Genomic DNA, 18,902 nt, shown 5'->3' with positions numbered 1-18,902 from the left:
TTCTTTCATAGTACCATACGTCTAAGGTAGATCCTCAAATGCTTCAACAAATTTCTCGAAAAATAAATCAGCTTCTTCTTGAACCGATTCTTCAGATGTATTTTCTGGAAGCTTAGGAAGCTCTTCTATAGATTTTAATCCAAAATAATCTAAAAACTCTTTTGTTGTACCGTAAAGTATTGCCCTTCCTGTCCCTTCAACTCTGCCCACTTCTTTAATAATTGTTTTAGTCACCAGCGTTTGGATCGGACGTTCTGTCTTCACTCCGCGAATATCTTCAATTTCAGCTCGAGTAATAGGCTGCTTATAGGCAACAATGGCTAATGTTTCTAGGGCTGCCTGAGACAAGGTGTTATTCATTGGGGTCTCCATTATTTTTTTAAAGTATGGAGCATGCTCTTTCTTCGTCGCTAGCTGATAGACCCCTGCAATTTCAATGATTCGTATCCCTCTACTCTCTGATTCATAATCCAACTTCATTTCATTAATAATATCATCAACAGTCTGGGCATGTAATTCGAGAACAGAACAAAACTGTTTACTCGTTAGCCCTTCATCTCCAGCTGCAAAAAGCAGTCCTTCAATAATTGCTTTCCAATTATGAATATTCATTACTTTATTCTTCTCCTTCCATTCTGTAACGAAGGCATAGTTTCTTGTTTTAGTTCGGTTTTAGCTTTGTGCTATGTCCACTATCCACCAAATATACTTCTCCATATCCATCCGTTTGTCTTTAACTAGGTCGGAGCGAAAGAAAGATATCCGAGAAATTGTCTTCTTGTTCCAGTAGGATCGTGTTCGTTTTCATTAATTCAAGTAATGCTAAAAAAGTAACCACAATATGATCTTTATCTTCATATGGGAAAAGATCCATAAAGTTCCTTCTCTCATTCGGTAGCAGGGAGACTAACTCCTCTAAGATTTGATCCATCCTGACGTCAATCGGTATCTCTTGCCTTGTAATTTTAGTCTGCAGGGGCTTTTGGAGCTTTTTCCGACGTAGTAGTTTTTGGAATGCACCCAGCATATCGTAAAGGTTGACATCTAATTCAACTTTTTCTGGTACATCTGTATTGAACTCGCTTAAATCACTTGGAGCTCTTGTAAACATTTGGCCCCGATCCTCTTCTAATTGCTTAAAATCTTGGGCTGCTTCCTTGTATTTGCGATATTCAATAAGCCTCTTCATTAGCTCATCACGAGGATCCTCGTCGATTTCATACTCTAGGTCATCATCAAATAACTCTTCCTCATGCTTAGGGAGAAGCATTTTACTTTTTATTTCTAATAGCGTTGCTGCCATTACTAAATACTCACTCGCATTATCGAGCTGTAATTCCTGCATCGCATAAATGTATAATAAATACTGCTCAGTTAACTCAGCCATAGGTACTTCATATATATCCACTTCATATCTATTTATCAAATGCAACAGCAGGTCTAAAGGACCTTCAAACGCATCTAGTTTTACATTGTATTGCACAATCATCCCACCATCTATACTTCTAAACTATCCTAAGTATAGTCGATATCCTAGTCTAGTCCAATAGATTTTTTGTAAGTAAATATTTCAATAAAAGGGCGTTAAAATTTCATTAGAGTAGACAGATGCCTATACGAGTTTTTAGTTGCCTGCATATGCTATCTATGTAATCAGGAAAATTAAAGGAGGAAAACAACATGAGTGAAACTTGTAACAACAACAATAGTGGTGGATTTGTTTTAATCGTAGTATTATTTATTTTATTAATTATCGTAGGTGCTTCTTGGTATTAAGCAACATCATGTGTGTCTAGCTTTCTGCTAGACACTTGTTTTATGATACACTTAAAGAATAAAAAGTAAGGGTGATCGTATGTATCCACAAGCTTACATAGATTATTTAGTTCATTTTCACGGTGATCGTGATTACTTTGAATGTCATGAGGTTCTAGAGGAATATTGGAAAGAGGATGAAACAGGGAATCGTAAAAAATATTGGGTTGCCTTTATCCAGATAGCCGTTTCACTCTATCATCAAAGAAGAGGAAACTATAAGGGTGCCTTACGTATGATGCAGAATGCTTCTTTAATTTTGAGAGAAGAAAAGAAAGCTGTTATTGAGCTTGGCCTAGACTACGAGGATCTGTTGGTAATCATACAATCCAGAGTTAACGAGATACTAAATCAACAACCCTACTCAAGCCTATTTCTACCGATTCAAGATGAGAATTTGTTGATAGAATGCCATAAAGGTTGCCAAGACAGGGGATTCATTTGGGGAACTGCTAGTAACCTAGCTAACGATTATTTGATAAATAAGCATACATTACGGGACAGAAATGAAGTAATTGCAGAGCGTCTTAGACAAAGTTTACTTAAGAATCGAATATCAAACAAATGAGTTATGATACTAAAAAGGCTGCCTTTATAAGGGCAGCCTTTACTTGTTAGTCTATTTATCTGTCTTATCTATATTTTCATCACAATTCTCTAAAGATTGATCGCATTTCTCGAAGAATGAAGCCGTTTGCTCTGTAGCAATAATATTCTTATCAAGCATTGCTTCTTTTACTGCTTTCACCATCTTCTTACCAATCCCTTGATGCCTATGAGATGGATTAACACAAATGTGGTGGATTTCAATATTGCTATCGTCCTTATTGAAAACTCCTATTATTCCGATAATGTCGTCGTCTTTCCAGAGAAATAATTGCCAATTTTCGTCAATTTCATATTGCTTCATTGATTGCTGCAGTTTCTTTAAATCCTTCTCTGTTGGCATAAACGAAAGAAGACCCATCGCAATTTTTTCAAAAGTTTTCTTGTATCGAATTAACATAGTAACCCCTCATTACCCGAAATAACTTTCCAACGTCAGTTTAGAAAAGCACAGTGTATTCATTCTTTTGGCCACTGGAACTAGACTAAGAACCAATCAGAGAAAACTCTTAAATAAAATATAAGAAGTATAAAAACATTACTTTTTTATATAAGATAATTGATTATTAAAATAAAACATCCTTAATATCCTAGTATAACTTTAAATGAACGTATTTATTCATTAAGATTGAAAAGAACGAGTTAGATTAGCCATTTCAATTGCAGAAACAGCTGCCTCCCAGCCTTTGTTTCCAGCTTTTGTTCCTGCACGCTCTACGGCTTGCTCTATTGTATCTGTAGTCAATACTCCAAAGATTACCGGAACACCCGATTGCATTGTAATCGAAGCCACACCCTTAGATACTTCGCTACACACATAGTCAAAATGTGGTGTAGAACCACGAATGACAGTTCCAAGTGTGATCACTGCATCATACTTGTTTGTCTCAACCATTTTTTTAGCAATTAACGGAATTTCAAAAGCACCTGGTACCCAAGCTATATCTACATCTTCTGCATCCAAACCATGTCTTCTAAGAGCATCCTCGGCACCACCAAGAAGCTTACCTGTAATAAATTCATTGAATCGCCCAACGACAATCCCAACCTTAAGTCCTGTTCCAATTAAATGTCCTTCAAACACTTTACCCATAATCTATGTTTCATCCCCTTAAAATGTGAATTGTCGAATGATGTATGTTGTTATCATACAAAATCCTTTCTAGTAACGCAATATCCAAGATTTCTTAAAAATGAAGCATATGCCCCAGTTTTTCATGCTTTGTCTTTAAATAGCTTTCATTTTCTTTCTTCGACGGCACTTGTATGGCTACTCTATCTATTACTTCTAGTCCATAGCCCTTTAACCCTGCTATTTTCCTAGGATTATTTGTTAATAAGTTCATTTTTGTAATTCCTAAGTCCTTTAAAATTTGTGCACCGATCCCATAATCTCTCAAATCAGGTGCAAAACCAAGCTTTTCATTCGCTTCAACGGTATCATAACCTTCTTCTTGAAGCTTATATGCTCTCATTTTGTTTAAAAGCCCAATACCTCTCCCTTCCTGGCGCATGTATAAAAGTACGCCCTTTCCTTCTTTTTCAATCTGAGCAAGGGCCGCATGTAATTGTGGACCACAATCACAACGATATGAACCAAATACATCCCCTGTTAAACATTCAGAATGAACGCGAACAAGTACGGTATCATCCTCAGTAATCTCACCTTTAACTAATGCAACATGTTCTTGATTGTCGATCACGTTTGAATAGCCAATTGCTCGGAATTCGCCGAATTCACTCGGTAGCTTAATATCTATTTCCCGATTGATTAGCTTTTCTTTTTTTCGTCTGTATGAAATTAGGTCTTTAATCGTCACCATCTTAAGGTCAAATTCGTCTGCTATTTTCCTTAAATCAGGCACTCGTGCCATTGTTCCATCTTCATTAATAATCTCACAAATAACACCTGCTGGCTCAGATCCACATAATCTCGCTAAGTCAACAGCTGCTTCCGTATGACCTGCTCTTCTAAGTACACCGCCATCTTTTGCAACTAAAGGAAAGATGTGCCCAGGTCGCTTGAAATCTCCCGCTTTTGCATGTAGGTCAATAAGTCTTCGTATTGTCTCAGATCTTTCATGAGCGCTAATTCCAGTTGTAGTTGTCTTATAGTCCACACTAACCGTAAATGCCGTTCCATGAGGGTCGGTATTCCGACTTACCATCGGTACTAATTCCAATCGTCTAGCTGTTGCTTCCGTAATAGGAGCACAGACGAGCCCTCTACCGTGCTTAATCATGAAATTAATGACCTCAGGGGTTGTCTTATCAGCTAAGGCGATAAAGTCCCCTTCATTTTCTCGGTCCTCATCATCACATACGATTACGATGTTTCCTTGCATTAGCTCATATATGGCTTCCTCTATTCGATCAAACATCTATACACCATCCCTTTTTCATACTTCTCAGCCATACAAGTTCATTACATGTATCCATTTTCTCTTAAGAAATTCTCCGAGAGACTTGTTGACTTTGTTTCTTTTTCTCTAATCATAACGAATTGCTCAATATATTTCGCGAGCATATCACATTCAAGATTTACGATATCTCCAGCATCCTTGTTGCCTAGGATGGTTTCTGAAGAAGTGTGTGGAATAAGTGATATTGTAAAGGTTTTTTCTGTCGTACCAAAAACGGTTAAGCTTGTTCCATCCACACAGATTGAGCCCTTAAGTAAGATATACTTTCTTAATGCTTCTGGTAAATCGATTTCAAAGTATACTGCATTGGAAACTCTTGTTTTTTTCATAATTGTCCCAACACCGTCAACATGACCAGATACGAAGTGACCGCCAAATCGTCCTTTTGCCGCCATGGCACGCTCCAAATTAACTTTTGAACCTACCCGCAAGGATTGTAGCGAAGTTGCACGAACAGTTTCAGGCATAACATCTAAGGAAAACTTATTGTTAGTAAATGAGGTGACGGTTAGGCAGACACCGTTAATCGCAATACTGTCACCAAGTTTGACATCTTCTATTACTGTGCTTGCTTGAATCGTTAGTTCAATGGCTTCACCTTGCTGAACCATTCGATTGACAGTGCCGATTTCTTCTATAATTCCTGTGAACAAACAATCACCTCTTTTTAACGACTGGAATTGCAATAATTTTTATATCTTCACCTAGTTGTTCCATAGATTTAAATGTAAGTTGTGTTGCTTCATTCATACTAGCAATCCCTTCCCCACCAATAAAACCTGGAGCAAGTCTTCCACCTATTAACTTTGGAGCGATATAGGTAATCACTTGATTAAAGGCATTCTCTTTCAAAAAGCTGCCGTTAACCTCGGAACCACCTTCAACCAAAAGGGACGTAATACCAAGTTCACCTAGCTTACTCAACACGTCTTGAATTTGAATGGTTTCCTCTTCAAACTGAATTAACTTTATTCCTTTTGAAAGAAAAGGAGCTTGTTTAGCTTTTGTAGCAGAAGAACTTATCACAATCCATGTTTCCGATAAATTGTCATTAACTATCTTCGAATGGAGCGGTGTTCTTAACTTATGGTCTAAAACAATTCGTATAGGGTGTATGCCACCGTTAGGTAAACGTGTAGTTAAGCTCGGGTTATCCTGAATAACTGTATTTACTCCCACTAAAATAGCATCATGGGACTGACGGTATCGGTGAACATCCTCTCTTGCTTTAACACCCGTAATCCATCGACTACTCCCTGTCCTAGAAGCTGTTTTCCCATCAAGTGTTACAGCTGTCTTTAAGGTTACATATGGTGTTTTCGTTGTGATGTAATGAAAGAACATTTCATATAGGTCATCTGCTTCTGATTGTAAAAGTCCAATCTCTACTTCAATTCCGGCATTTCGTAATTTGACAACCCCACCTCCAGCTACTAGTGGATTAGGATCAGTTGTAGCAATCAAGACACGGCTTACCTTGCTTTCGATTAATAGATCCGCACAAGGGGGCGTTTTACCAAAATGACTACAAGGTTCCAACGTTACATAAACAGTGGCACCTTCTGTTAACGTTCCCGCCATTTTAATCGCTTGTGCTTCTGCGTGTGCTTCCCCAGCTTTTAAATGAGCACCCATTCCAACAATTCGCCCATTCTTCACAACGACTGAACCTACTGGGGGATTAGGACTCGTTTGCCCTTTCACGCTTTTTGCGAGCACTAAAGCTAGATTCATGTATTCTATATCGGTCATATGAAAACCCCTTTTTAACTAAAAACCCCTTAGGAAAGAAGTCCTAAGGGGAGATATGCATTACACGAATAAAACAAGGACACTCCGAATCCGTTTGAATCGCCACTTTTAGAAGTAGACAAATAAACACCGAATTCCCAGTTTTAATATGGAAATTTGGACATACGGACAGAATTTGTTCTTTTTTTAAAAAAGAACAGCCTATTTCATTGTGCTCATACATCCTTCTCCCATCCAGACTATACTGTCGGCTTTGGAATCACACCAAATCAGCGATTTTAGAGTGAACTAAAAAGGCTCACGGGCTTTGAATCACTTCGGATCCATCACCGCCGGTAGGGAATTACACCCTGCCCCGAAGGAATAATAGTAAGCATTATTAATTTTTTTCCATTATACCATAGAACGAAGGTTTATTGTCTAGTTTGGAGATTCATTTGAATTCGTAGCAAAAAAAAAAGCCCTTAAAAGGCTTTTTTACTGATTGGCAACCCCTGTTGGACCTACTTGACGAATATGTTCGTTTTCTTTACTTGCCTTTTCGTTCACTAGCGCTTTTTGATCTACTTCTTTGGATGCTTTTTCATTTCGTTTTACCATTTGAGTTTCACTCCTTTTTGATTCATTCCTAAAGTAGTTTGTGCAACAACCGTTTAATTCACCCTTACAATTTTTGATTTTTTCATAAAAATGTTATGATGTAAGTTGGTTATGAATAGCTATCTAAAAGGAGATGTTTCAATTGTCGAAAAAAGGATATTTCTTAATGCAAAATGGAGAGAAAATTGAGTTTGAATTGTATCCAAATGAAGCACCAAACACTGTTTCTAACTTTGAGAAGCTGGCTAACGAAGGATTCTACAATGGCGTAACATTTCACAGAGTTATTCCTGGATTTGTCAGTCAAGGCGGCGATCCTACTGGAACTGGTTCAGGCGGACCTGGCTACTCGATTAATTGTGAAACAGTAGGAAATCCTCATAAGCATGAAGCAGGAAGTCTTTCAATGGCACATGCTGGAAAAGACACAGGTGGAAGCCAATTTTTCGTCGTTCATGAGCCTCAATCTCATTTAAATGGAGTACATACTGTTTTCGGAAAAGTTACTTCTGGTCTTGAAACAGCTAAAGCAATGAAAAATGGAGACACCATGGAGAAAGTCGAAGTTTTTGACGCTTAATCATTCTTTAAAAACAACAAGAGTCCTTACTATTTATCTAGTAAGGATCTTTATTTACCTTACCAAATACTAGGACATCTTCAAATCTTTTTATGGTATAGTAAATTATGGTTTATATTCTATCAATTTGGTGTATATAAAATTGGCATTATTAGTTGAAAGGAGAGATTTCCTTGAAAAAGCAATTTTCATTCGTTTTAGCATTGTTCACTTTATTACTTCTTCCCATTCAAGCACTAGCAGATGCAACTGTTGGGGATCGGATTGTCACTTTAGGAGAAAGCTTAACAGAAGAACAGAAGAAATCCATTTTAACCGAAATGAATGCACCTGAAGATGCACAAATAATTACTGTAGCAAATGAAGATGAGCATAAATATCTAGGTGAATTTATTCCGAAGGCTCAAATCGGGTCAAAGGCAATTTCGTCTTCGATCATTACGATTACTGAAGCTGAAAGCGGGTTAAAGGTTGAGACTACTGATAATATTACCTTTATAACGGATGATATGTACACAAATGCTCTTATTACAGCTGGCGTAAAAGATGCAACTATTTATGTTACTGCTCCCTATAAAGTTTCAGGAACGGCAGCATTAACGGGTTTAATCAAAGCGTATGAGCTATCATCCGATCAAGTCATTTCAGAGGATGTAAAAAAAGTTGCAAACGAAGAAATGATCAAAACAGCACAACTTGGTGAAAAAATTGGACCAGAAGAAGCATCTGCTCTAATGGCGCGCATTAAAGAAGAAATGGCAAAAAACACACCACAAACCGATGCGGATCTTCGCGCAATTATTGAAGCAGCCGCAACTGAGTTAGGCATTACTCTATCTGAAGAAGATATTACTAACCTGATTGCCCTTTTCAATAAAATGAAAGAACTAAACATCGACTGGAATCAGGTTGGTGAACAATTAAACATCGCCAAAGAAAAGCTTACAACCTTCCTACAATCAGAAGAAGGACAAGGCTTTCTAACGAAGCTTCAAGATTTTTTCGTTAGCCTAATCGATGCAATTAAGTCATTATTTAGTTAAGTCTATTTTATTTTAGTAAGATTACTTAGAGGTGTTGGGTTCCCTGCCACGAATAGGCTTCTCCCACTCCCCACTTGAATGGTACATTCAAGCGGGGAGTGGGAGTGGCTCTTATTTTTGTTGTATCATTTGCTTAAGTGGAACATCTAATTTTATTAAATCCTCATAGCTTTCCCTCTTTACAACCAACTCAACATTGCCATCTTCCACAAATAAAACCGGTGGTCTTGGAATACGATTGTAATTACTTGCCATCGAATAACCATAAGCACCCGTACAAAAAACAGCTAGTACATCGTCAGAAGAGCTTTTAGGAAGCGATATATCCCAAATGAGCATATCACCTGATTCACAGCACTTACCCGCAATGGACACAACCTCTTCATGATCATCGTTCACTCGGTTTGCCAAAACTGCTTCGTATTTAGCTTCATATAAGGCTGGACGAATGTTATCACTCATTCCACCGTCAACAGCTACATATTGGCGCACATTCGGTACTTCTTTTCTTGACCCTATCGTGTATAAAGTAGTTCCAGCATCTCCTACGAGTGATCTGCCTGGTTCAATCCAAATTTCAGGCATATCAATCTCTAATTCTTTAACCTTCACCTTGATCGTTTCTACTATCTCTATTACATATTGAGAAACTGGAATCGGGTCATCTTCAGCCGTGTAACGAATGCCAAATCCCCCTCCTAAATTAACAACTTTAGGCACATATTGGAGCTTATGTTTCCAGGACTTCATTTTTTCAAATAGCTTTTCTGCAGCCATGATGAAGCCAGTTGTTTCGAATATTTGAGATCCTATATGAGAATGAACACCTAACAATTCAATGTGTTCAAAGGTTTTAATGATTTTTATCGCTTCATCAGCTTGGCCACTTAGGAGATCGAAACCAAACTTAGAATCCTCTTGTCCTGTTAAAATATAATCATGTGTGTGTGCCTCAATACCTGGGGTCACACGGATAAGTATTTTAGCCCTTTTTTTTAGCTCGCGGCACATTTCTTCAAGTAGGTTTAATTCGTAGAAATTATCCACGACAAAACACCCTATCCCCGCATTCAACGCCATTTCAATTTCATAAGGACTTTTATTATTCCCGTGAAAATGAATGCGTTCCACTGGAAACCCCGCCGCAATCGCAGTATATAGTTCACCGCCTGAAACAACGTCTAAACTAAGACCTTCTTCTTCTATAAGCTGAAAAATTGCGATAGATGAGAAAGCCTTACTTGCATAAGCAACCTGTGCTTTAATATTCAGCTCTTCAAACGTTTTGCGGAACCCACGAGCACGCTGCTTAATTAAAGCAACATCATAAACATATAAAGGTGTTCCATATTCTTTTGAAAGAGTAATTGTATCTACTCCACCAATTTCTAAATGCCCTAGTTCATTAACTGTACTCGTTCCATGTAAAAACATTGTCCTCGCCTCGTCCCTATTTTAAATTACTCTAAAAAAATAGTTAATAGCTTGGCTGCTATTAACTGTCAACATTCATTTCACTTTATTTCAATAGAAAAACTTTATCACAGTTACTCTCCCCTTGCAATACTCACTAAGATGATCTTTTCCTATTTTGGGGATTAACAATACTCGGGCGAAGTTTTGATCCCGGGACACTTGACCTGATGACAATTTTAAGGAAACCGATCGGGTCAAATGGAATAAACGGCCATAAATAGGGGGTATTAAGCGATTTAATGCTAGCTAAGAATAATATATATAATGTAGACCCCACAATGAGGCCTGGCACATGGAAAATAGCGACTAATATGAGAATAAGGAGCCTGGCCATTTTATTAGCTATACTTAATTCATAGCTTGGTGTTGCGAAAGTACCGATTGATGAAACAGCAACATAAAGAATAACCTCTGGAACAAAGAGACCGACATCGATTGCAATTTGTCCAATTAAAGCTGCTGCTATTAGACCCATTGCTGTTGATAATGGGGTTGGGGTATGAATGGCAGCCATCCTTAAGAACTCAATCCCAATGTCTGCTAGAAAAATTTGTAAAACGACTGGTATATTGGTTTCTTCACTTGGGCCAATAAAGCTCAAAGCCTCTGGTAATAAATGGGGCTCTAATACGAATAAAAACCATATGGGTAATAGGAATAAAGAAGCCGCTATTCCAAGGAAACGAACCCATCTTACAAATGTCCCTACTGCTGGGGCCTGGCGATACTCCTCAGCATGTTGAACATGATGAAACATTGTGGTGGGTGTAATAATTACACTTGGAGACGTATCTACCAAAATTAATACATGTCCTTCAAGTAAATGTGAAGCTGCAACATCTGGTCTTTCCGTATAACGAACTAGTGGATAAGGATTAAATCCTTGTTTTACGATATACTCTTCTATTGTCTTATCAGCCATTGTTAATCCATCTGTTTCTATAGCTTTCAATTCTTTTTTTATTTTTTCAACTAACCCAGGGTCTGCTACATCTTCTAGATACGCGATACAAATATCAGTCTTGGAACGCTCACCGACTTGCATGATTTCGTGTCTTAATCGTTCATCACGTATTCGTCTTCTTATTAGGGCAGTATTTACAATGATGTTCTCAGTAAATCCGTCTCTTGATCCTCGGATAACCTTTTCAGTGTCAGGCTCTTGGGGAGACCTTCCTGGGTAGCTTCTTACATCAACAGCAATTCCTTTTTCTTCGCCTTCAATAAGAAAAACAACCAAGCCAGATAAAACTTGATCCACTACTTCATCTAGGTTTCTAACAGTGGAAACCTGTTGATGATTAATCCTGTTTTGAATAATTTCTATTGCATTTCCTTTAGCTTCTTCTTTTTCATTGAGATTGACCACTTCTCTCAATATAGTCGTGATGAATTGGGTGTCACATAACCCATTTGTAAATAGTAGGTAAACATTCGTTTTTAATATCTTAAACTTGCGAATACCTACATCAAAGCTAGTTCCAAATCCTACTCGATCCTTTAAAAATTGTTCGTTTTCTGCAAGACTTGGAGAGATCGGTTTCTTTTTACTCGTTTCTTCGGTCATGATATCCACTTCTTTCTAGAATAATCTCCACAGCCTTCATTGTAATAGGACACCCTACTCTCAAATCATCTCTGCCTGCCATTTTTCCAATATCTCCGATGCCTATAATAACTGGTACATCTAGTTGATCTAAGCAATACACTGTATCACCATTTATTCTTCCAACTTCTAGTTCTTGTAGTCCATATTTATCAATGCCAAACTCTGTTAATTCTCCAAACCGATCAATACAAACATCCACTTTAGCCCATTCTACTTGGTGAGAGTTCGAGGCAACTGCAATGACTCCTAAAACGTCTATTTTTTCATGTTTCGCAACATATAGTAGTGCTCGTTCTCCGGCCCCTTCCCCTATGTAGCCACAATCATCAAATAAGACAAACACAGGATCATTAGGAGTTCTTAAGATTAGGTTAACGAGGCTTTTTCCAGTTAGTAAAGATGGATTCCCTTGTGATTGCGAAATGCACCGTCCTCTTACTCGCTTTGCAGCAAGTTTAACAGCCTTTAACGCGTATTCGTCACCGTCCGTAACTAAAATAACCTGCCTCTTTTTCTCCATTGCTAATTATCCTTTCGGCTTAAAAATTAATGCTACAAGAAAAGCAAATAAAATTGCTGATGATATTCCAGCAGATGTGAGCTCAAAAATCCCCATTCCTATACCTATAAATCCTTGTTCATCTGCCTTTTCCATCGCTCCATGCAATAATGAATGACCAAAGCTAGTAATCGGAACCGTCGCTCCTGCACCTGCAAACTCAATGAGCTTGTCATATAACCCAAAGCCATCAAATACTGCTCCTGCGACAACAAATATGCTCATGACATGTGCGGGTGTTAACTTTGCAAAGTCTAATAATACTTGTCCAATCATACAAATGATTCCACCTACAACGAAGGCAATAACATACTCCATCAGTACTCACCTTCTTGAACAGATTCAAATACTACACCGTGAGCAATGGTAGGAATGGTTTCTTTCTGCTGGATCATGATTGGGCTCAAGAGCGCACCCGTTGCTACAACTAGAATCCGTTTGTACTTTTTTTCTTTCAAGTGATTCAGTAGGTAAGCAAATGTCACAACTGCAGAACAAGCACAGCCACTTCCACCTGCAAACACATCCTGTTCAGGGCTGAAAATCATTAATCCACAATCATTATGAACACTAGAAATGTCAATATTCTCCTCTAGGAGCAATTGTCTTGTAATCGGAGACCCTACAGTCGATAAATCACCCGTCACAATTAAGTCATAATCCTCTGGGGTCCGGTTTAAATCTTTTAAATGCTGACTAATTGTGTCAGCAGCAGCAGGTGCCATAGCACTTCCCATATCTAAAGGGTTTTTCACTCCGTAATCAACCACTTTTCCAATTGTTGCACTTGTGATTCGGATTGGGCTCTTCTCCTTACTTACAAAAATGGCTCCTGCTCCAGTGACCGTAAACGTAGCCGTATCAGGCTTTTGACCTCCATATTCAGTTGGATTTCGAAATTGTCGTTCTGCCGTGCAATTATGGCTACTAGTCGCAGCTAAAATAGTATTTGCAAATCCACCATCAATTAGGGCCGACCCTACCGCTATTGTTTCCATTGATGTTGAACAGGCACCAAACAGGCACAAAAAAGGAATCTGTTGTTCCCTAGCTACGTAATTGGCGGTAATATTTTGATTCAATAAGTCTCCTGCTAAAAATAGGTCAATGTCTTTTGATGTCTTATTGGCCTTAGCTAGACATGCTTCAATGGATTGGGACATTAGATGGCGCTCAGCTAATTCCCAATTATCTTGCATGCAATACAAATCAGTATGAGTCTTATCAAAATACTTCCCTAGTGGGCCTTCTGCTTCTTTAGGGCCCACTGCTGTTCCGACGGACTGAACATATAGCTTATTCTGAAATACCCATGTTTGGCTCCTAGTTAGTTTCGTTCGTTTCATGTGTATCCTCCTGACTTAGACCGAAATGAATAGCAATTGCATCTTTTTAAGTAAACACAAGCTTTAGAAGGTAGCGAATCACTCCCACAATGTAGGCTGCTACGACACCGAACACAATCACGCTCCCTGCTAGCTTGAACATATTGGAAGCAACACCTAGTACAATTCCTTCACTTCGGTGCTCTAAAGCAGCACTTGTCAATGCATTTGCAAAACCAGTAACAGGGACTGCAGAACCCGCTCCGGCAAATTGTCCAAGTTTATCATAGACTCCAATGCCTGTGAGGATGGAGGAAAGAAGAATTAAAGTCGCTACCGTTGGATTTCCCGCAGTTTTCTCAGTGAAATGGAATACATTTATGAAAAAATTCTGAATAACCTGTCCAAATGCACAAATAGCTCCACCTACTAAAAAGGCCTTGATGCAGTTCGAAATATATGGTGTCTTAGGCTGAAAGGACTTTATTTGATTCAAGTAATCCTTTTTCATTTTTGATTCTATTGCCATGCACATGACTCCTTTCTATAAGTCAACGAAGTAAACCCAATGAAAAATTGAGCCAAATACTTTCCCTAATACAATCGCCATTAAAAGGATGAGGATTTTTTCAAATACCCCTATTCGCTTTGACAATATCGGCAAGACGTTCAAGACCTCTGTTAATGCTGCAGCAAGCATCCCGATAAAGACACCGCAAAACAGACCCAGGGGTATTAGCCAATAAGGAGAGATTCCAAAGCTATAATCTCGTAAGCTTAAAATCCCTCCAGTTATGGAACCAAGTACGATTCCCCATTCATAGGGCTGAATGAACGAGGTTGTTTTTGTTAACTGAGTTAACCTAGGTATTAATCCTAAGACTGTTAAAAAGGCTACAAACCCTGCTCCCACAGCTAACCCACCTGCAACACCAATAAACATGACGATAACGGGCTTAATGATCATGAATCTTTTTCGTACTTTCTTTATTTTCGTTCAACATGACATATCGATCTAAATCTTGTTGATAGTTAAACATCTCCACTTCTAGTGGACTCGGTTCTTCATTAATCCGTTTTTTGAAAAGGTGATTAAAAAATAGAATCATTCCAAGCCCAAGTCCGATTGAATAGGGGATTTGAAGCAATAATGGCTTTTCAACGATATCTCCCGTAATAATGTAGTAAATTCTTTGATGTACTTCTCTCATACTAACGTCTTCGTGGAAATTCATAATGGCTAATGCAGCACCTATAAAGAGTAATAACCACACACCTACAAAATAAATAGGCGAGAAATTCCGTTTCTTATATTCAATTTCAACAATTGTCTGTGTAGCTCCCATCGTTTGAATATCAATATCCGAGGTTGTCGATCTTATATGTTCAATGACCGTCATGACATCGATTACAACGATGTTTTTATCACTCATATTGACATGGTAGACGATCTTTTTCTCAATTTTCTTCTTTAATTCTTCACCAGAAATTATTTGTGCAAGGTCACCAATGGAAACGGTATGATTTGGCAAAACTTGAATTTTATGGCGCATACGTAAATATAATTTTTCTTCCATCAATCTCACATCCTACACAAGAATTTCCTTGTAGATGTAGTATGCATGTTCCGTTCCACTCTAATTCTTTGTTCATCTGAACACCAGTAATTACCAAACTGATTTTTTTTATAAACACATGAAGCATATTCTTCTCGAATTGGGTACATTAAAGATAAAAAAGACCAAACAGGCTAAACGCCCATTTGGTCTTTCATTTGTTGCAATATTTTTTTCTCAAGCCTTGATACTTGAACCTGAGAGATCCCGAGCCTGGTGGCTACCTCGGATTGGGTTTGGTCTTTATAATAACGTAAGTAGACAATAAGTCGTTCACGTTCATCTAAGTCTCTAATGGCTTCTTTTAAAGCGATCTTATCAAACCAACCTGTTTCTGTGTCATCGGCAATTTGGTCGAGTAAGGTAATAGGATCCCCATCATTCTCATACACCGTTTCATGTATCGAGGATGGCGCCCGACTTGCTTCTTGTGCAAGCACAACGTCTTCTGGTGAAATTTCAAGCATAACCGCAATTTCTGAAATGGTAGGAACTCTTCCAAGTACTTTTGAAAGCTCATCTTTTGCTTTTCGGATTTTATTTCCCATCTCTTTCAGAGAGCGACTCACTTTAACGGTTCCATCATCACGAATAAAACGCTGAATTTCTCCAATAATCATTGGTACTGCATAGGTTGAGAATTTTACATCATACGATAAATCAAATTTATCAACTGATTTCAACAAACCGATACAGCCAATTTGAAAGAGATCATCCGGTTCATAACCTCTATTTAAGAAGCGTTGGACAACCGACCAAACGAGTCGCATGTTTCTTTGAATGATTAAGTCTCTAGCCGCTTGGTCACCCATTTGACTGCGTTTTATTAGCCCTTTTACCTCATGATCCTTTAAGTACGTCTCAATCTTCTCTTTTTTTACCTCCACATCCATATACAGTTCTCCCTTAATTACAAAGCGCTTTGCTCTTCGTTAGATGCTTAGTTAGACGGATGGTAGTACCCTTTAATTCGTTAGATTCGATCACACAATGATCCATAAAGTTTTCCATGATTGTAAAGCCCATTCCGGAACGTTCTAGCTCAGGTTTTGTTGTAAATAATGGCTGCCTAGCTTCCTCAATATCCTCTATTCCCATTCCTTCGTCTCGAATCATTAGGTGAACCGTACTATCATCCATAGTGACTGAAATATAGACGATACCCTCTGAATTGTTTTCGTATCCATGAATAATGGCATTCGTAACGGCCTCTGAAACAACGGTTTTAATTTCAGTAAGCTCATCCATTGTTGGATCTAATTGAGCAATAAAAGAAGCCACCGTTACCCGTGCAAATGACTCGTTTTGACTTAGTGCTGAAAATTGAAGGTGCATTTCATTTTTCATGCTACGCCACCCCCAATGTCTCAAGTGCAAATTGTTCGCTTTCTACAAGACGGATAATTTTAAATAATCCTGACATATCAAATAGACGCTTAACAGCAGGTGAAATGGAACAAACCACCATTTCTCCTCCACTATTTTTGATTTGTTTGTACCTGCCTAAAATAACACCAAGACCAGAGCTATCCATAAAAGCTAAATGCTCTAGATTCAACACCATATGATTGATTTTATTCTTCTCTAATGAAACTGTGACCTTTGAACGTAGTTCCTCCGCCGTATGGTGATCCAGCTCACCTGCAAGTCGGATAAAGAGTACACTATGTTTTATTTCTAAGTCGATAGAAAGACTCACTACTTATTCCTCCTTATTCTTAAGCTAGTGAGTCATTTCTCTATTTCTAAGGTGGATTCCTTCTTGGGTGACAAAACTAGTGTTTTTTCGTGTAAATTAGTCATCTTTCTACGCAGTCTTCGTGAATGCCCCAAACGTTCGTTTAAATAACTGCCACCAATTGGCCATCTCAATATCTTCAGCTGCGACAATTGGACTTTCGACAATACTTTTATCACTTCTCTTTAATCGAAGCATACCTACTTCATCGCCCTTTTTTACAGGCGCTTGAACATTGTCATTTAACACTACTTCTTGAGTAACATCATCAACTGTTTCACCCTTCTTCGTTAAAACAGAAATACTTTCAGAAGTTACAACATCAACAAATTTCTTACTACCTTTGCTAATTTTGATTTTCCCCACAATTGCCAATCGATCCAGCATAGGATGTGTTTTGTAATGACTAAATGCATAATCTAACATCTTTGAAACTTGTGCGTTTCGTTCCTTAGGCGTTGGTGCACCCATCACTACGGCAACTACACGCATGTTGTCCTTTTTAGCTGTGGCTGTTAAACAATACATGGCCTCTCTTGTAAAACCTGTTTTTAAACCATCGACACCAGGGTAAAACTTTACTAATTTATTTGTATTGACTAACCAAAATTTCTTATCTGTATCTTGACGAAGATAGTCTTCGTAAAGACTCGTGAATTTTGTAATTAATTCATATTTTAAAAGCTCCTTAGACATTAGAGCCATGTCGTGAGCCGTACTATAATGATTCTCTGCCGGAAGCCCAGTTGGATTAACAAAGTTTGTGTTTTTTAGTCCGAGATCCTTTACTTTCTGATTCATCATTTTTACAAATGCTTCCTCAGACCCTGCGATTCTCTCAGCCATAGCCACTGACGCGTCATTTCCAGATGCAATGGCAATTCCTTTTAGCATTTCTTCTACCGTCATTTCCTCGCCTGCTTCAAGAAATATCTGAGATCCACCCATGGAAGCAGCATACTCACTTGTTCTAACTTTTTCATCTAAAGTTAAGCTACCGTTGTCAATTGACTCCATTATTAAAGTCATCGTCATAATCTTGGTCATACTTGCAGGTGGTAGTTTCTCATCACTATTTTTGTCATAAAGAATTGTTCCAGTATCTCGTTCAATTAAAATAGCAGACTTTGCACTTTCAGCTAAATTCACTTGTGATTCTTCAGCCATTGCTAAAGTAGGCAGAAACAATGATATAGCAAGTGTTATATATACAATTCGACGTAAAGATTGTTTAATCATTACAAAATCCCTCCATTCTTTATAACTTACATATTTTCCATATTGAGGACATTTATACAAACTTCTTGGAAATAGAGGAAAATTTTTGTTAAGTGGATTGAAAGAAAGAGTGGGAATTCTACTTAAAATAGAGAATTAGTTGGTGGTAAGGTTAGCGGAAATGTAGCAATGTTTGGGGGGATTTGGCTTAACACTGATATATTTTATTATTGACACTTCCCCTAGCTAGAACATAAATCAATGAAAGCATTCTGTCCCAAATAACCGAGTATGTTCCCGGAAAATTGCACAATCAAAAAGGAAAAAAGCAAATCAATTGCAAAAAAACGATTTTCAACACTAAAAAATCGTTCACACATAAAAAACCGAGGATCTGCTTCATCCTCGGTTTTACTATTTAAGTAGGCTCTTTTCTAAAAGATTGTTGTTTTTGTAGTAGGTATTGAAAAGACAAACCTTATATAACATCGTTCATTCTCGCTGCAGGTGTGAGACTCCTGCTTAGAGCAGCGGGACAGGTG

24 protein-coding genes and 1 riboswitch are annotated in these 18,902 nt (G+C 38.1%); of the genes, 4 read left to right on the top strand and 20 right to left on the bottom strand.

Going from position 1 to position 18,902, the window contains the following annotated elements; all coding sequences use genetic code 11:
• Positions 1-21 precede the first annotated feature (21 nt).
• Positions 22-612 carry an SMC-Scp complex subunit ScpB gene (gene scpB, locus ACOI1C_RS04715; protein ID WP_422508492.1) on the bottom strand — a complete coding sequence of 197 codons (591 nt, stop codon included), beginning with the start codon at positions 610-612 and terminating at the stop codon, positions 22-24.
• Positions 613-733: 121 nt separating this feature from the next.
• On the bottom strand, positions 734-1,489 hold the full coding sequence (locus tag ACOI1C_RS04710) for a segregation/condensation protein A (protein ID WP_422508490.1): 756 nt from the start codon (positions 1,487-1,489) through the stop codon (positions 734-736).
• Between the two features lie 191 nt (positions 1,490-1,680).
• On the opposite strand from ACOI1C_RS04710, the gene ACOI1C_RS04705 reads away from it, so the two are divergent.
• A complete protein-coding gene (locus tag ACOI1C_RS04705; protein ID WP_422508488.1) occupies positions 1,681-1,776 on the top strand; it encodes a YjcZ family sporulation protein in 96 nt (31 codons plus the stop codon).
• A 79-nt stretch (positions 1,777-1,855) separates the two neighbouring features.
• Entirely contained in the window at positions 1,856-2,383 is a 528-nt protein-coding gene (locus ACOI1C_RS04700) for a DUF309 domain-containing protein (protein WP_422508486.1), read from the top strand.
• 51 nt (positions 2,384-2,434) lie between these two features.
• On the opposite strand, the gene ACOI1C_RS04695 is transcribed toward ACOI1C_RS04700, so the two are convergent.
• The 6 genes from ACOI1C_RS04695 to ACOI1C_RS04670 all read right to left on the bottom strand — a co-directional run bounded on the left by ACOI1C_RS04695 (position 2,435) and on the right by ACOI1C_RS04670 (position 7,196).
• The gene (locus tag ACOI1C_RS04695; protein WP_422508484.1) at positions 2,435-2,821 is read right to left on the bottom strand and encodes a GNAT family N-acetyltransferase; all 387 of its coding nucleotides are present in this window, start codon (positions 2,819-2,821) and stop codon (positions 2,435-2,437) included.
• A gap of 222 nt (positions 2,822-3,043) precedes the next feature.
• Positions 3,044-3,514 carry a 6,7-dimethyl-8-ribityllumazine synthase gene (gene ribE, locus ACOI1C_RS04690; RefSeq protein ID WP_422508482.1) on the bottom strand — a complete coding sequence of 157 codons (471 nt, stop codon included), beginning with the start codon at positions 3,512-3,514 and terminating at the stop codon, positions 3,044-3,046.
• 94 nt (positions 3,515-3,608) lie between these two features.
• Positions 3,609-4,802 carry a bifunctional 3,4-dihydroxy-2-butanone-4-phosphate synthase/GTP cyclohydrolase II gene (locus ACOI1C_RS04685; protein WP_422508480.1) on the bottom strand — a complete coding sequence of 398 codons (1,194 nt, stop codon included), beginning with the start codon at positions 4,800-4,802 and terminating at the stop codon, positions 3,609-3,611.
• A gap of 44 nt (positions 4,803-4,846) precedes the next feature.
• Complete coding sequence (gene ribE, locus ACOI1C_RS04680) at positions 4,847-5,497, bottom strand: riboflavin synthase (RefSeq protein WP_422508478.1); 651 nt, start codon at positions 5,495-5,497, stop codon at positions 4,847-4,849.
• 4 nt (positions 5,498-5,501) lie between these two features.
• Positions 5,502-6,596: a bifunctional diaminohydroxyphosphoribosylaminopyrimidine deaminase/5-amino-6-(5-phosphoribosylamino)uracil reductase RibD gene (gene ribD, locus ACOI1C_RS04675; RefSeq protein WP_422508476.1), complete on the bottom strand. Its 1,095-nt coding sequence runs from the start codon at positions 6,594-6,596 to the stop codon at positions 5,502-5,504.
• Between the two features lie 218 nt (positions 6,597-6,814).
• Positions 6,815-6,963: riboswitch (FMN riboswitch) on the bottom strand.
• Between the two features lie 110 nt (positions 6,964-7,073).
• The gene (locus ACOI1C_RS04670; protein ID WP_422508474.1) at positions 7,074-7,196 is read right to left on the bottom strand and encodes a hypothetical protein; all 123 of its coding nucleotides are present in this window, start codon (positions 7,194-7,196) and stop codon (positions 7,074-7,076) included.
• Between the two features lie 133 nt (positions 7,197-7,329).
• On the opposite strand from ACOI1C_RS04670, the gene ACOI1C_RS04665 reads away from it, so the two are divergent.
• Together ACOI1C_RS04665 and ACOI1C_RS04660 are read left to right on the top strand one after the other, a co-directional pair.
• Positions 7,330-7,776 carry a peptidylprolyl isomerase gene (locus ACOI1C_RS04665; RefSeq protein WP_422508472.1) on the top strand — a complete coding sequence of 149 codons (447 nt, stop codon included), beginning with the start codon at positions 7,330-7,332 and terminating at the stop codon, positions 7,774-7,776.
• A 173-nt stretch (positions 7,777-7,949) separates the two neighbouring features.
• Positions 7,950-8,819, top strand: a complete 870-nt coding sequence (locus ACOI1C_RS04660; RefSeq protein WP_422508470.1) for a DUF1002 domain-containing protein — start codon at positions 7,950-7,952, stop codon at positions 8,817-8,819.
• Between the two features lie 111 nt (positions 8,820-8,930).
• Here ACOI1C_RS04660 and lysA read toward each other — a convergent pair whose 3' ends face one another.
• From lysA to ACOI1C_RS04600, 12 genes are all read right to left on the bottom strand, one after another.
• Positions 8,931-10,253: a diaminopimelate decarboxylase gene (gene lysA, locus ACOI1C_RS04655; RefSeq protein ID WP_422508468.1), complete on the bottom strand. Its 1,323-nt coding sequence runs from the start codon at positions 10,251-10,253 to the stop codon at positions 8,931-8,933.
• A gap of 136 nt (positions 10,254-10,389) precedes the next feature.
• Positions 10,390-11,862, bottom strand: a complete 1,473-nt coding sequence (locus tag ACOI1C_RS04650) for a spore germination protein (protein WP_422508466.1) — start codon at positions 11,860-11,862, stop codon at positions 10,390-10,392.
• Complete coding sequence (locus tag ACOI1C_RS04645) at positions 11,843-12,424, bottom strand: stage V sporulation protein AE (RefSeq protein ID WP_422508464.1); 582 nt, start codon at positions 12,422-12,424, stop codon at positions 11,843-11,845. The genes ACOI1C_RS04650 and ACOI1C_RS04645 overlap by 20 nt, the downstream gene beginning before the upstream one ends.
• 6 nt (positions 12,425-12,430) lie before the next feature.
• Positions 12,431-12,781 carry a stage V sporulation protein AE gene (gene spoVAE, locus ACOI1C_RS04640; RefSeq protein WP_422508462.1) on the bottom strand — a complete coding sequence of 117 codons (351 nt, stop codon included), beginning with the start codon at positions 12,779-12,781 and terminating at the stop codon, positions 12,431-12,433.
• Positions 12,781-13,809, bottom strand: coding sequence for a stage V sporulation protein AD (gene spoVAD, locus ACOI1C_RS04635; protein WP_422508460.1), 1,029 nt, complete (start codon positions 13,807-13,809; stop codon positions 12,781-12,783). The genes spoVAE and spoVAD overlap by 1 nt, the downstream gene beginning before the upstream one ends.
• Before the next feature lie 46 nt (positions 13,810-13,855).
• Entirely contained in the window at positions 13,856-14,317 is a 462-nt protein-coding gene (spoVAC, locus tag ACOI1C_RS04630) for a stage V sporulation protein AC (RefSeq protein WP_422508458.1), read from the bottom strand.
• Between the two features lie 15 nt (positions 14,318-14,332).
• The gene (locus tag ACOI1C_RS04625) at positions 14,333-14,755 is read right to left on the bottom strand and encodes a stage V sporulation protein AB (RefSeq protein WP_422508456.1); all 423 of its coding nucleotides are present in this window, start codon (positions 14,753-14,755) and stop codon (positions 14,333-14,335) included.
• Positions 14,745-15,365: a stage V sporulation protein AA gene (locus ACOI1C_RS04620; protein WP_422508454.1), complete on the bottom strand. Its 621-nt coding sequence runs from the start codon at positions 15,363-15,365 to the stop codon at positions 14,745-14,747. Before ACOI1C_RS04620 ends, ACOI1C_RS04625 begins: the two co-directional genes overlap by 11 nt.
• Before the next feature lie 173 nt (positions 15,366-15,538).
• The gene (gene sigF, locus ACOI1C_RS04615; RefSeq protein WP_422508452.1) at positions 15,539-16,297 is read right to left on the bottom strand and encodes an RNA polymerase sporulation sigma factor SigF; all 759 of its coding nucleotides are present in this window, start codon (positions 16,295-16,297) and stop codon (positions 15,539-15,541) included.
• A 13-nt stretch (positions 16,298-16,310) separates the two neighbouring features.
• A complete protein-coding gene (spoIIAB, locus tag ACOI1C_RS04610; protein ID WP_422508450.1) occupies positions 16,311-16,751 on the bottom strand; it encodes an anti-sigma F factor in 441 nt (146 codons plus the stop codon).
• A gap of 1 nt (position 16,752) precedes the next feature.
• The gene (gene spoIIAA, locus ACOI1C_RS04605; RefSeq protein ID WP_422508448.1) at positions 16,753-17,103 is read right to left on the bottom strand and encodes an anti-sigma F factor antagonist; all 351 of its coding nucleotides are present in this window, start codon (positions 17,101-17,103) and stop codon (positions 16,753-16,755) included.
• Positions 17,104-17,211: 108 nt separating this feature from the next.
• Positions 17,212-18,381: a D-alanyl-D-alanine carboxypeptidase family protein gene (locus ACOI1C_RS04600; RefSeq protein ID WP_422508446.1), complete on the bottom strand. Its 1,170-nt coding sequence runs from the start codon at positions 18,379-18,381 to the stop codon at positions 17,212-17,214.
• Positions 18,382-18,902 lie beyond the last annotated feature (521 nt).

This window comes from Bacillus sp. DJP31, assembly GCF_049310945.1.
Taxonomy (GTDB): Bacteria; Bacillota; Bacilli; order Bacillales; family SA4; genus Bacillus_BS.
This window is presented reverse-complemented; position numbering and strand designations above follow the sequence as displayed.